Source organism: Demequina phytophila, assembly GCF_000971135.1.
GTDB lineage: Bacteria > Actinomycetota > Actinomycetes > Actinomycetales > Demequinaceae > Demequina > Demequina phytophila.
The window spans coordinates 43,886-55,677 of sequence record NZ_BBLW01000007.1; the positions used below are offsets into that span (position 1 = coordinate 43,886).

Consider the following 11,792-nt stretch of genomic DNA (forward strand, 5'->3'; position numbering starts at 1 on the left):
GCCACCGAGCCTAGGGCCGCTACAGCCCGCGGATCACCACCGCGGTGGCGAGCGCCGCCTCGACGGCCTCGGCGCCCTTGTCCTCCTTCGAGCCGGGCAGGCCGGCGCGGTCGAGCGCCTGGGCGTCGTCGTCGGTGGTGAGGATGCCGAAGCCCACGGGGGTGGCGTGGACCCGGGCGACGTCGGTGAGGCCGCGGGTGACGGCGTCGCACACGTACTCGAAGTGCGGGGTGCCGCCGCGGATCACGACGCCGAGGCACGCGATCGCGTCCGCGCCCTGACGGGCGAGGGCCTCCGCGACCACGGGCAGCTCGAAGGCGCCGGGCACCCGGGTGACGCGGTAGCTCGCGCCGGCGGCCTCGGCGGCACGGATCGCGCCCGCGACCAGCCCGTCCATGACCTCGGTGTGCCACTGGCTCGCGACGATCTCGACGGTGAGGCCGTGCGCGTCGACCTCGACGGCCGGTGCTCCGGCTCCGCTCATGCGTTGTCTCCCAACAGGTGTCCCATCCGCTCGACCTTGGTGCGGATGTAGTGCTCGTTCTCGGGGTGGGCGCCCACGCGGTGCGGGATGCGCTCGATGCACTCCACGCCCGACGCGCGCAGGCCCTCGACCTTCGCGGGGTTGTTGGTGAGCAGACGGATCTGCGTCAGCCCCAGGTCGTGCAGGATCGCGGCGGCCGCGCCGTACTCGCGGCGGTCCACCGGCAGCCCCAGGTGGGTGTTCGCGTCGACGGTGTCGAGGCCCTGGTCCTGCAGCGCGTACGCCTGGATCTTCGCGGCGATGCCGATGCCGCGGCCCTCGTGGCCGCGCAGGTAGATCACCGCGCCGCCGTCCTCGACGATCCGCGCGATCGCGGCGTCGAGCTGCGGGCCGCAGTCGCAGCGCAGCGAGCCAAACGCGTCGCCGGTGAGGCACTCGGAGTGCACGCGCACCACGGGCACGATGCCGTCCTTGGGGGGCACCACGAGGGCCACGTGCTCGTCGCCCGTGCGGGCGTCGCGGTAGCCGTGGACGGTGACCTCGCCGTGCACGGTGGGCAGGCGGGCCTCGCCGCGGTGCAGCACCCGCTCGGGCCGCGCCGCGACCGGCGGCGGCTGGTCGCCCACGGCGCGGCGGTACTCGATGAGGTCCTGGATGGTGAGGAACGTGAGGCCGTCGCGCGCGGCGATCTCGGACGTGTCGCCCTGGCGCATCATGGTGCCGTCGTCGTTGACCATCTCGCCGATGACGCCCACAGGCTCGAGCCCGGCGAGGCGGCAGAGGTCCACGCAGGCCTCGGTGTGGCCGGGACGATGCAGCACTCCCCCGGGCACGGCGCGCAGGGGCAGCACGTGGCCGGGTCGGATCAGGTCGTCCGCGGTCGCGTCGGGGTTCGCGAGCACCTTGAGGGTAGCGGTGCGGTCCACCGCCGAGATGCCCGTGGTGACGCCCACGGCGGCGTCGACGGACACGGTGTAAGCCGTGCGGCGCGGGTCCTGGCTGCTGGGGACCATGAGCGGCAGGTTGAGCGCGTCGGCGCGCTCGGTGGGCATGGGCGCGCACAGGTAGCCGGACGAGTGGCGGATGCCCCACGCCACCCAGTCGGCGGTCGTGGTCTGGGCGGCCATGATGAAGTCGGCCTCGTCCTCGCGGTCGCGCGAGTCCGACACCAGGACGGGCTTGCCCTGGCGGAGGTCCTCGAGCGCCTGCTCGACCAGCGCGATCACGTCGACGCTCATGCGTGGGCCCCCACCAGCTTCTCGACGTACTTCGCGACCACGTCGACCTCGACGTTGACCCGCTCGCCCACCGCGATGGCACCGAAGGTGGTCTCCGCGAGGGTGGTGGGGATGAGCGACACGGTGACGCGGGCATCGTCGATCTCCGCGACGGTGAGCGACACGCCGCCCAGCGCGATGGATCCCTTGCGCACCACGTAGCGGGTGAGCGCCTCGGGGATCTCGAACGTGAGGTCGGTCCACTCGGGCTGCGAGTCCCGCGCCACCAGGGTGGCGACGCCGTCGACGTGGCCCTGCATGATGTGCCCGCCCAGGCGGCCGCCCGCGGGCGTCGCGCGCTCGAGGTTGACATGGGCGCCCTCGTCCAGGTCGCCGAGCGCGGTGGTCTCGAGCGAGACGCGCATGACGTCGGCCACCCAGGTGGAGCCCTCGTGCGAGGCGACGGTCAGGCAGACGCCGTTGACCGCGATCGACTCGCCGTGGACAAGGTCGGTGAAGCCGGGGGCCTCGATGGTGAGCCGAGCGCTCGCCTCGGAACGGGCCACGTGGGTGACCGTGCCGAGGGACTCGACGATGCCGGTGAACATCTACTGCGGTCCTCTCTGGAAGAAGGCGGTGACCAGCGTATCGACGCCCAGGGCGGTCGCCGTCACATCCTGGCCTCTCAACGCGCCCCCCATCGTCGCGATTCCCAGGTCTCCCACGGCGGACGTGCCCGCGCCCAGCAGCGCGGGCGCGATGTAGGCGTGGATCTCGTCGACCAGCCCCGCGCGCAGGAACGCGGTGGTGATGGTGCCGCCGCCTTCGACCACCACCGTACGCACCTCGCGGGCCTCGAGCGCGGCGAGCGCGGCGTGCGGGTCGCGGCTGCGGATCGCGATGGCGTTGTCGTCGCGCCAGACCTTGGCGCCGAACGTGTCCGACAGGCCCATGACCGCGCGCAGCGGCTGGTGCGGGTCATCGACGCCGGCGGGGCGGGCGGACAGTGCGGGGTCGTCGGCGCGGACGGTGCCGGTGCCCACCAGGATCGCGTCGACCTCGGCACGGACCGTGTGCGCATGGCCGCGGGCCGCCTCGCCGGTGATCCAGAAGCTGGTGCCGTCCGCGGCGGCGGTGCGGCCGTCGAGGGTCTGCGCCCACTTGGCGATCACCCAGGGCCGGCCGTGCGCGACCGCGCCCAGCCAGCGGCGGTTGACCTCCCACGCACCATGGTGCGGCACGTGCACGGCGTCGATGCCGCGCGAGCGCAGCACCTCTCCCCCGCGCGCCGCGACGGGGTTGGGGTCCTCGACCGCATAGCGCACCCGCGCGATCCCGGCGCGCGTGAGGGCGTCCGTGCACGGGCCGGTGCGGCCGGTGTGGGAGCACGGCTCGAGCGTGACGTACGCCGTCGCCCCGGTGACATCGGCGTGGCCCTTGGCCCGCGCATCGTCCAGCGCGGTGGGCTCGGCGTGCGGGGTGCCGGCGCCGTGGTGCCAGCCCTCTCCCAGCACCCGGCCGTCCTCGGCGACGATCACGCAGCCGACTCGAGGGTTGGGTCCATGCGCCGGGCCGCGCAGGGCGAGCTCGACGGCGCGGTCCATGGGCTCAGCGATGGTGCACCGCCTGCGCCAGGGCGCGCAGCGCGCCGATCTCCGCGCCGCGGTCCTCCGCGCCGTACACCGCCGACCCGGCCACCAGGACGTCGCCGCCGGCCGCGACCACGGTCGCGATGGTGTCGCGGGCCACGCCGCCGTCGGCCTGCAGCCAGAGGTCACGCCCTGCCGCGTCGGCCGCCGCCCGGAGCGCGGTCAGCTTGGGCATCATGTCGGCCATGAAGGCCTGTCCCCCGAACCCGGGCTCCACTGTCATGACGAGCACCATGTCGAGCGTGTCGAGCAGCGGCAGCACGTCCTCGACGGGGGTGCCGGGCTTGATGGCGCACGACGCCCGGGCCCCCAGGCTCCGCAGGTCCTTGGCGATGGTGCGCGGGTCGCGGGCCGCCTCGAGGTGGAACGTGACGGAGGCCGCGCCGATCTCGGCGTAGCGCGGCGCCCACCGGTCGGGGTCCTCGATCATGAGGTGCGCGTCGATGGGCAGCGGCGAGACCTGCGCGATGCGCTCGACCACGGGCAGCCCGAGCGTGAGGTTGGGCACGAAGTGCCCGTCCATCACGTCGACGTGGAGCCAGTCGGCGTCGCTGACGGCGAGGATGTCCCGCTCGAGGTTGGCGAAGTCGGCGGACAGGATGCTCGGCGCGATCTGGATGCCCATACGTCGAGCCTAGTGGCGGCGTCCGACGTCCCTGAGCGCGGTGGCGAAGGACGGCGCGATGGGCAGCTCGGGCAGCAAGGCGGCCTGATAGGCGTGGTAGACGTCCGGCTTGCCGGGCCACACCGTGCCGGCGGGCAGGTTCGCGGTGTCGAGCTCGTGGTGCCAGGAGCCGCGATCGTGGTCGATGAGACGCGCATCGGCGTACGCCCACCAGCCGCGCGCGTCCTCGGCGTAGCGGGTGTCGCCGGTGACCTGGCACAGCGCCTCGGCGGCGTTGACGGCCTCCGCGAGGACCCAGTGCATGCGCTCGCGGACCACGGGCGCGCCGCGCCAGTCGGTGGTGTAGACGAACCCGGGCGCGCCGTCGGCGTCCCAGCCGTCGGCGACCGCGCGTTCGTAGAGGGCGGCGGCGGGCGCGCGCAGGGCGTCGGTACCGAGGCTCGCGTCGACCGAGAGCATGAGGCGCGCCCACTCGAGGCCGTGGCCCACGGTGGCGCCGTAGGGACGGAACGGGTGGGCAGGCTCGGAGCGGTTGTGCTCGAGCAGCGGCGTCCAGGTGGCGTCGAAGTGCTCGGGGATGCGCCAGTCGTTGGCGCGGGCCCACTCGGCGACGCGGCCGGCGATGCGGGCGGCGCGCGCGTGCCACTCGCGGTCGCCGGTGACGTCGCCCGCGGCGAGGTACGCCTCGACGGTGTGCATGTTCGCGTTGACGCCGCGGTACGTGTCGAGCGTGGTCCAGGACGCATCCCACTCCTCGACGGACAGGCCCTCGGCCTCGTCCCAGAAGCGGCCGAGCGACACCGCGAGCGCGTCCGCGAGCAGCGCGTCCGCGCCCTCGATCCCGGCCGCGACCGCCGACGAGGCGGCGAGAACCACGAACGCGTGGCCGTACGCCTGCTTCGCGGTGACCGTGGGAACGCCGTCCTCGACCGCGGCGAACCAGCCGCCGTGCACCGCGTCCCGGAGCGCGCCGGCGGCGAGGGCGCGCACCCCGTGCGCGGCGAGAGCGAGCAGCGCCTCCCGGTCCGGCCCGCCCTCGGCGGGCGGCTCATCGGCGAGCGCGCCGAGCGCCGCGACGTGCGTCATGCGGCAGGTGATCCACAGCTCGACGGGATGCGAGGTGTCCACGCGGCCTTCCTCGTCCAGCCAGCCGAAGCCGTCGGGGCGCACCGCGCCGGTCATGAAGCGCAGCAGGTCCGCGCGCTGCGCGGCCAGGAACGTGGGGTCACCGGGGGTTGTCATGTCAGCTCCACAGGTTCTCAAGGAAGCGTGCCTGGCGCTCCCACTGGTACTGGTCGCCGCCCTCGTGGCCGTTGAAGCGGTACGTCACGATCTCCTTGGGTCCCGCCCACGCGTGGAACGCGGCGAACACCGTCGAGGGCGGGGTGATCGGGTCGCGCAGCGCAGCGGAGAACAGCGCTGGGGCTGTCGCGCGGGCGGCGTGGTGGACGCCGTCGACGTAGCGGAGCGTGGCGAGCGCGCGCTCCTCGTGGTGACGGTGGATCGCAAGGTAGCGGCAGATCTCCTGGTACGGGTCGCTGTCGGCGACGTCCATGCCGCGTTCGATGTCGCACAGGAACGGCACGTCGGCGAGCACTGCGGCGACCTCCGTCAGGCCCGCGGCGGCGACCGCGAGGCCGCCGCCCTGGCTCGCGCCCGCGACGACGACCCGCTCGGCGTCGACACCGTCGAGAGCGCGCGCGGCCTCGACCGCGCGCACCGCGTCCGTGATGACGCGCCGGTAGTAGTAGCTGTCGAAGTCGACGATGCCCCGCGTCATGTACCCGGGATGGGCCGGACCGCCCGCCGCTCCCCCGCCCGACGCATCGTCCGTGTGCCCGCCCGAACCCCAGGCGGAACCCTGGCCGCGCGTGTCCATCACCAGGTGGGCATACCCGGCCGCGGACCAGAAGAGCCGCTCGTGCGGGAGGCCACGCCCGCCACCGTATCCGTTGAACTGGACCACCACGGGCAGGTCGTCCGCGGACGCGCGCGGGCGCAGCAGCCAGGCCCGGATGGGGTCGCCACCGAAGCCAGCGAACGTGACGTCCGCGACGTCGACGGTCGCCAGCACCGAGTCGACCGGCGTGACCGTGAGCCCGAGGTCGTGGCGTCGGGCCTCGCCGAGCGTGACCGCCCAGCGGGCGTCGAAGTCGTCCGGCTCGGACGCCACGGACCGGTACGAGGCGAGCTCCTGCGGGCTCAGGTCGAAGTACGGCAATGCATGCTCCTCATCCCTGCACGGCGCCGACGCCGGTGCCACGCAACGCGAGCCTAGTGGCCGGTGGCAGGATCGGAGGCGTGGACCTCGACACCTTGGTGCTGATGCGGCGCGTGCGCGACCGAATCGACCGCGAGTACGCGCGCCCGCTCGACCTCGAGAGCCTGGCCCGCGGCGTCCACGTGTCCAGCGGCCACCTCAGCCGCCAGTTCAAGGCCGCGTACGGCGAGACGCCTTACCAGTACCTCATGACGCGGCGCATCGAGCGGGCGATGACCCTGCTGCGGCGCGGCGACCTCACCGTCACCGAGATCTGCTTCGCGGTGGGCTGCCAATCGCTCGGCACGTTCAGCGCGCGCTTCACCGAGCTCGTGGGCGTCCCGCCGAGCGTCTACCGCGCCGAGGGGGCCCCGGTCCTGCCGGGCATGGCGCCCTGCATCGCGCGGCGCATCACACGACCGGTCAGGAATCGAGAAGCGCAACCCACCCCGGCTCCGTAGCCTGGCAACCATGACCATCAGCATCCATTCGAGCTTCCTGCCGCATCTCGATCCCGAGGCATCGCTGGCCTTCTACCGCGACGTGCTCGGCTTCGAGGTCCGCCTCGACGTGGGCCACGGCGCGATGCGCTGGATCACCGTGGGACCCGTCGGGCAGCCCGACACCGCGGTGGTGCTCCACCCGCCGGCCGTGGGCCACGAGTTCAGCGACGCCGAGCGCGACACCCTCCTCGAGGTCATCGCCAAGGGCAGCTACTTCGGCATCAACCTCGCGACCGAGGACCTCGACGCGGAGTTCGCGCGGCTCGAGGCCGCCGGCATCGACGTGGTCCAGGAGCCGATCGCCCAGGAGTACGGCGTCCGCGACGCAGCCTTCCGCGACCCCGCGGGCAACCTCATCCGAATCCAGGAGGTCAACCATGTCTAGCGGCTTCTCCGACGCCGAGCGCGCCGCCATGAAGCAGCGCGCCGACGAGCTGCGCGCATCCAAGGGGCTCAAGGGCGCCGCGCGCCTGGCCAAGGAGCTCGAGGCGTGCGTCGAGGCCATCGAGGCGCTCGACGGCGTCGATCGCGACGTCGCGTCGCGCCTGCACATGATCGTCGCCGAGGAGGCGCCGGGCCTCGACCCGAAGACCTGGTACGGCTTCCCCTCCTACGCGCGCGACGGCAAGGTCGTGGTGTTCTACCAGCCCGCCTCCAAGTTCGCGACGCGTTACGGCCACGTGGGCTTCAACGAGGACGCGCAGCTCGACGACGGCCCCATGTGGGCCACCGCCTTCGCGATCATCGAGATGAACGACCAGGTGGACGATGCCCTCCGCGCCCTGGTGCGGAAGGCCGCCGGGTAGGCGGGCCGGCTAGGCGCCGGGCTTCTCCAGCAGCGCGAGGAACATCGCGTCGGTGCCGTGCACGTGCGTCCACAGCTGGACGTGCGGGCCGGCGCCCCACATGCGCGCCGTGGTCCCCGTCACCGCGGCCACGGCCTCGCGCGCGTCGAGCTGACGCAACGTGGTGCCGGCGACGATCTCCCTGGTCTCCGCCAGCACCGGCGAGCACGTGATGTACGCGAGCAGGCCGCCCGGCGCGAGCAGCCGCTCCGCGTTGGCGAGCAACGACTGCTGCAGCGCGACCAGCTCGGGAAGGTCCTCGGGCTGCCGGCGCCAGCGCGACTCGGGCCGGCGGCGCAGCGCGCCGAGCCCCGAGCAGGGGGCGTCGAGGACGATGCGGTCGTACGTCCCGCTCTCACCCCACGTGGTCCCGTCCCCGGTATGCACGGTCACGACCTCGTCGGGCACGGCGCGGACGGAGCGGCGCACCAGGTCGGCGCGGTGCGGGTGCAGCTCGACGGCGTCGAGCGTCGCGGCGCCGTCGGCGGCGAGCGCGCCCAGCAGGGCGGCCTTGCCGCCCGGTCCCGAGCACAGGTCCAGCCACCTCTCGCCCGGCTCGACGGGTTGCGCGGCCGCAAGTGCCGCGGCGACCACCTGGCTGCCCTCGTCCTGCACGGCGGCGGTGCCCTCCGCGACGGCCTCAAGGTCTCCCGGACGTCCGCCGGGCAGCACCACGGCGTAGGGCGAGTACTCCCCCGCCTCGCCGCCGGCCTGCTGGATGAGCTCCTCGCGGTCGATCAGCCCGGGCCGGGCCACCAGGGTGACGCGGGCGGGCGAGTTGTCGGACTCGAGCAGCGCGGCGACCTCGCCCTCGTGCCCGTCCGCGGCGAGGGCGTCCTCGAGCTCCTTCACCACCCAGGCCGGGTGGGAGTGGCGGGTCGCGAGGTCGGTGCCCACGAGGTCGAGCCACTCCTCGGCGTCGCGCTCGGTGATGCGGCGCATCACGGCATTCGCGAGGCGCGAGGCGCCCTCGTTGCGCTCGCGGCGCACCTGGGAGACGGTCTCGTTGACGGCGGCGTGCGGCGGCACGCGCATCGCGAGATGCTGGTGCGCACCCAGCCACAGCGACACGCGGACCTCGGCATCGAGGTCGCGGGGGTCGCGGCCGGAGGCGCGCTCGATGATCGCGTCGTAGAGCCCACGCATGCGCAGCGTGCCGTAGGCGAGCTCGGTGGCGAACCCGGCGTCGCGGCCCTCGAGCCGCATGCGCTCGAGCAGCGTCGGCATGAGCAGGTTGGCGTAGGCGCCCTCGGTGGAGACCGCCATCACGCAGTCGTAGGCGACGTCCCGTGCGCGGCTCATGCCTCCCCCAGCTGGGCGCCCTCGCCCAGGCGTGCGCCGCGCCACCAGGCGGCGGCGTCCATCGGCTTCTTGCCGGCCGGCGCGATCCACCCGAGCGCGACCGGCTCGGTGCCGGTGCCCACCAGCACCTCGCCCTCCTCGAGCCGCAGCTGGCCCGGTGCCGTGCCGCGGCGCTGCGGGCGCGGCGACACCGGCCCCAGCTTGGCCACGGAACCGTCGGGGAGCGTGGTCCACGCCCCCGGCGCGGGCGTGCAGCCGCGGACGCGGCGGTCCACCACGTGCGCGGCGAGGTCCCAGCGGACGTACGCGTCCTCGCGGGTGAGCTTCTCCGCGTAGCTGACGTCCTCGTCGGCCTGGGGCTGCGGGCGGGCCTCGCCGGAGTCGAGCAGCTCGAGCGACTGCACCATGAGGGGGGCGCCCAGCGTCGCGAGTCGCTCGAGGAGGTCGCCGGCGGTGTCGGTGACGCGGATGCGCTCGGTCAGCGTGCCGATGATCGGGCCCTTGTCCAGGCCCTTCTCGATCACGAACGTGGTCGCGCCGGTGATCTCGTCTCCGCCCATGATCGCGTGCTGGACGGGGGCGGCGCCGCGCCAGGTGGGCAGCACGGAGAAGTGGAGGTTGACCCACGCGAGGCGCACCGCCTCGAGCAGCGCGGGCCGCAGGATCTGCCCGTACGCCACCACGGCGGCGGCGTCGACGTCGAGCTCCTTGACGCGCGCGACCATGTCGGGCGCGGAGGCCTTCTCCGGGGTCCAGACGTCGAGGCCGCGCTCGAGCGCGTACTGCTTCACCGGCGACGGGTGCAGGGTGCGGCCCCGCTTGCCGGGGGCGTCGGGCTGGGTGAGCACCGCCACGATCTCGTGGCCCGCACCCTCGAGGGCGGCCAACGTCGGGACGGCGATCTCTGGCGTTCCGGCGAAGATCAGGCGCATCCCGCCATTTTACGGTCAGGACACGGGGTCGAGTGGCGCGTCCACCCGCATGCGCAGCTCGCCGTCGCCGGCCTTGGAGAATGCCTGCTGGCGGCGCCGGAGCGTGTCGACCACGCCCTGCGCGGCCCGCCTCGTCGCGAGCAGGATCGCCCCGCCCTTCGCGTCGACGACGGCGACGTCGCGGTGCCGCTCGAGACGCTCCCCCTCGACGGTCTCCGACAGCGCGAGGGTGAGGACCGCGGTGTCGCCCCACAGGCGGATCGCGCGGCGGAAGGGCGGCAGCGCGAGGTCGGCGCGCTCGCCGTACGCGTCCCAGGCCGCCTCCGCGGCACCCCAGGACACCAGACCCTCGCGCACCACGGGCGGCAGCTCGCCGACGGCGATCACCTCTCCCCCGTCGCCGCGCGGCCGCGCGAGCGCGGCCACCGAGAGCCACCAGCGCATCGCCTGGAGCTCGGCGCCCAGCGCACCGCCGGCTGGCACCTCGGCGCCCACGATGACGATGCACGCGTAGCCGCCGTCCACGGCCGGCAGCGCGGCAGGGGTCGCCACCACGAGGCCCCCGGTCACCGCGCCGTCCGCGACCGTGCCCACGGCGCCGGCGGACAGCGTCACGGGCACCTCGCCCGCCATCGCGCGCACCTGCTCCGCGATCCGCTCGACGCCCTGACGCAGCTGCTTGGTCGCGGGCGAGCCGCACTCGGCACAGTGCCAGTGCGGGTGATCGGCTCCGCAGTCGGCGCAGTGGAGCGGGCTGGTGGCACCCTCCCGGCGCAGCGCGCCGCCGCACGCCGGGCACGCGGCCCACTCCCCGCATCGTGCGCAGGCCGTGGCGCGCACGTACCCGGCGCGCGGGACCACGATGCCCACGGGACCTTGAGCGAGCGCCGCGCGGGCGCGGCGCCACACCTCGCCGGGCATCCAGTGCCAGCCCGAGGCGCCCTCGGCCTCGCGGCGCTGGTCGTCGATCACGGTGACCAGCGGAGTCGCGGTGCGCACGTCGCCGCGCGGGACGGCGGCGCGCTCGGCCCAGCCGTGCGCGACCAACGCCATCGCGTCCACGCTGGGCGCGTAGCCCGCGAACAGCACGCCGGCGCCGGCCTCGTCCGCGCGCATCGCGGCGACGGTGCGGGCGTGAGGGTAGGGCGCGTGGGGGTCCTCGTAGACGTTCGAGGCCTCGTCCCACATCACCAGGAGGCCCAGGCGGGGCACGGGTTGCATCGCCGCGGGACGCGTCCCCAGCACGATGCGCGCGTGCCCGTTCATGGCCGCGAGGTAGGACCCGAAGCGGACCGCCGCGCCGTCCTCGGCGTGCAGGACCGTGAAGTGGCCGCCCGAGCGCGCGGTCCAGCGCGAGAGGCCGGCTCGCGTCAATGCATCCGTGGCTGCCGCGACGGCACGCGCGTCGGGCAGGATCACGATCGCGGACTGGCCCGACGCGGCCACCCGGGTGGCCGGCGCGAGGAGCGCCTCGATGGGGAGCCCGTGGCGCCGTGCGGGGTCGGGCACCGCCTCCCACACGATGCGGGCGCCCGCGGCCACCGCGTCGGCGGGAAGCGAGACCGCGGCGGCGGCGGGCGCGAGCGTGGCGTGCGCCTCGCGGAACGCCTGCTCGTCGTGCTCGAGGGTGGACCAGTCGCGCTTCTCGACGGACGCGACACGGGGCGGCGCCATGAGGCGCAGCACGTCCCACAGGCTGCCGCCGTAGCGGCGCGCCACCAGCTCGGCGAAGCGGATCGCCTCCGGCGTGTACGAGGGCACCGCGGACGCCGACTGCAGGGGCGCGAGGGTCCCGCCGAACCCGGATGAGTCCTCCAGCGCGGTCACGACGCCGTTGATCAGCCGTCCCGCGAAGCGCACGCGCACCCGCGATCCGGGCGCGACCGTGCCGGCGAGCTTCTCCGGCACCTCGTAGTCGAACGGGCGATCGAGGTGGGGCAGCTCGCTGTCGACGCAGACGCGCGCGACAGCCACC

General features: G+C 74.3%; 13 protein-coding genes. 3 read left to right on the plus strand and 10 right to left on the minus strand.

The window, feature by feature from the left end; genetic code table 11:
* Positions 1-19: 19 nt before the first annotated feature.
* From ribH to AOM01_RS10990, 7 genes are read right to left on the minus strand one after another with little or no spacing between them, the layout of a single operon-like run.
* Positions 20-484, minus strand: a complete 465-nt coding sequence (gene ribH, locus AOM01_RS10960) for a 6,7-dimethyl-8-ribityllumazine synthase (protein ID WP_062293278.1) — start codon at positions 482-484, stop codon at positions 20-22.
* Positions 481-1,722 (minus strand): GTP cyclohydrolase II, encoded by a 1,242-nt coding sequence (ribA, locus tag AOM01_RS10965; protein WP_174441893.1) that lies wholly within the window; start codon positions 1,720-1,722, stop codon positions 481-483. The genes ribH and ribA overlap by 4 nt, the downstream gene beginning before the upstream one ends.
* On the minus strand, positions 1,719-2,309 hold the full coding sequence (locus AOM01_RS10970) for a riboflavin synthase (RefSeq protein WP_062293279.1): 591 nt from the start codon (positions 2,307-2,309) through the stop codon (positions 1,719-1,721). The genes ribA and AOM01_RS10970 overlap by 4 nt, the downstream gene beginning before the upstream one ends.
* A complete protein-coding gene (gene ribD, locus AOM01_RS10975; protein ID WP_062293281.1) occupies positions 2,310-3,305 on the minus strand; it encodes a bifunctional diaminohydroxyphosphoribosylaminopyrimidine deaminase/5-amino-6-(5-phosphoribosylamino)uracil reductase RibD in 996 nt (331 codons plus the stop codon).
* Between the two features lie 4 nt (positions 3,306-3,309).
* Positions 3,310-3,975: a ribulose-phosphate 3-epimerase gene (gene rpe / locus AOM01_RS10980; protein WP_062293284.1), complete on the minus strand. Its 666-nt coding sequence runs from the start codon at positions 3,973-3,975 to the stop codon at positions 3,310-3,312.
* Between the two features lie 9 nt (positions 3,976-3,984).
* Positions 3,985-5,217, minus strand: a complete 1,233-nt coding sequence (locus AOM01_RS10985) for an AGE family epimerase/isomerase (protein ID WP_062293287.1) — start codon at positions 5,215-5,217, stop codon at positions 3,985-3,987.
* 1 nt (position 5,218) lies between these two features.
* Positions 5,219-6,196, minus strand: a complete 978-nt coding sequence (locus AOM01_RS10990) for an acetylxylan esterase (RefSeq protein WP_062293290.1) — start codon at positions 6,194-6,196, stop codon at positions 5,219-5,221.
* 104 nt (positions 6,197-6,300) lie between these two features.
* Here AOM01_RS10990 and AOM01_RS10995 point away from each other — a divergent pair, with 104 nt between their 5' ends.
* The 3 genes from AOM01_RS10995 to AOM01_RS11005 are packed head-to-tail and all read left to right on the plus strand — an operon-like array spanning position 6,301 to position 7,544.
* Positions 6,301-6,696 (plus strand): helix-turn-helix transcriptional regulator, encoded by a 396-nt coding sequence (locus AOM01_RS10995; protein WP_228374296.1) that lies wholly within the window; start codon positions 6,301-6,303, stop codon positions 6,694-6,696.
* Positions 6,697-6,706: 10 nt separating this feature from the next.
* Positions 6,707-7,123, plus strand: coding sequence for a VOC family protein (locus AOM01_RS11000; RefSeq protein ID WP_062293297.1), 417 nt, complete (start codon positions 6,707-6,709; stop codon positions 7,121-7,123).
* Positions 7,116-7,544 (plus strand): hypothetical protein, encoded by a 429-nt coding sequence (locus AOM01_RS11005; RefSeq protein ID WP_062293300.1) that lies wholly within the window; start codon positions 7,116-7,118, stop codon positions 7,542-7,544. The genes AOM01_RS11000 and AOM01_RS11005 overlap by 8 nt, the downstream gene beginning before the upstream one ends.
* 9 nt (positions 7,545-7,553) lie before the next feature.
* Here the strand turns inward: AOM01_RS11005 and AOM01_RS11010 are convergent, their stop codons facing one another.
* From AOM01_RS11010 to AOM01_RS11020, 3 genes are read right to left on the minus strand one after another with little or no spacing between them, the layout of a single operon-like run.
* Positions 7,554-8,885 (minus strand): RsmB/NOP family class I SAM-dependent RNA methyltransferase, encoded by a 1,332-nt coding sequence (locus tag AOM01_RS11010; protein WP_062293303.1) that lies wholly within the window; start codon positions 8,883-8,885, stop codon positions 7,554-7,556.
* Positions 8,882-9,817 (minus strand): methionyl-tRNA formyltransferase, encoded by a 936-nt coding sequence (fmt, locus tag AOM01_RS11015; RefSeq protein ID WP_062293306.1) that lies wholly within the window; start codon positions 9,815-9,817, stop codon positions 8,882-8,884. The genes AOM01_RS11010 and fmt overlap by 4 nt, the downstream gene beginning before the upstream one ends.
* A gap of 15 nt (positions 9,818-9,832) precedes the next feature.
* On the minus strand, positions 9,833-11,791 hold the full coding sequence (locus AOM01_RS11020) for a primosomal protein N' family DNA-binding protein (RefSeq protein ID WP_062293309.1): 1,959 nt from the start codon (positions 11,789-11,791) through the stop codon (positions 9,833-9,835).
* Between the last annotated feature and the right edge of the window lies 1 nt (position 11,792).

Excerpts from the sequence above, each read along its gene's own strand:
- AOM01_RS11010 (WP_062293303.1), bottom strand. The coding sequence starts at position 8,885 with ATGAGCCGCGCACGGGACGTCGCCTACGACTGCGTGATGGCGGTCTCC.
- ribD (WP_062293281.1), bottom strand. The coding sequence starts at position 3,305 with ATGGACCGCGCCGTCGAGCTCGCCCTGCGCGGCCCGGCGCATGGACCC.
- ribA (WP_174441893.1), bottom strand. The coding sequence starts at position 1,722 with ATGAGCGTCGACGTGATCGCGCTGGTCGAGCAGGCGCTCGAGGACCTC.
- AOM01_RS11005 (WP_062293300.1), top strand. The coding sequence starts at position 7,116 with ATGTCTAGCGGCTTCTCCGACGCCGAGCGCGCCGCCATGAAGCAGCGC.
- rpe (WP_062293284.1), bottom strand. The coding sequence starts at position 3,975 with ATGGGCATCCAGATCGCGCCGAGCATCCTGTCCGCCGACTTCGCCAAC.
- ribH (WP_062293278.1), bottom strand. The coding sequence starts at position 484 with ATGAGCGGAGCCGGAGCACCGGCCGTCGAGGTCGACGCGCACGGCCTC.
- fmt (WP_062293306.1), bottom strand. The coding sequence starts at position 9,817 with ATGCGCCTGATCTTCGCCGGAACGCCAGAGATCGCCGTCCCGACGTTG.
- AOM01_RS10970 (WP_062293279.1), bottom strand. The coding sequence starts at position 2,309 with ATGTTCACCGGCATCGTCGAGTCCCTCGGCACGGTCACCCACGTGGCC.
- AOM01_RS10985 (WP_062293287.1), bottom strand. The coding sequence starts at position 5,217 with ATGACAACCCCCGGTGACCCCACGTTCCTGGCCGCGCAGCGCGCGGAC.
- AOM01_RS11000 (WP_062293297.1), top strand. The coding sequence starts at position 6,707 with ATGACCATCAGCATCCATTCGAGCTTCCTGCCGCATCTCGATCCCGAG.
- AOM01_RS10995 (WP_228374296.1), top strand. The coding sequence starts at position 6,301 with ATGCGGCGCGTGCGCGACCGAATCGACCGCGAGTACGCGCGCCCGCTC.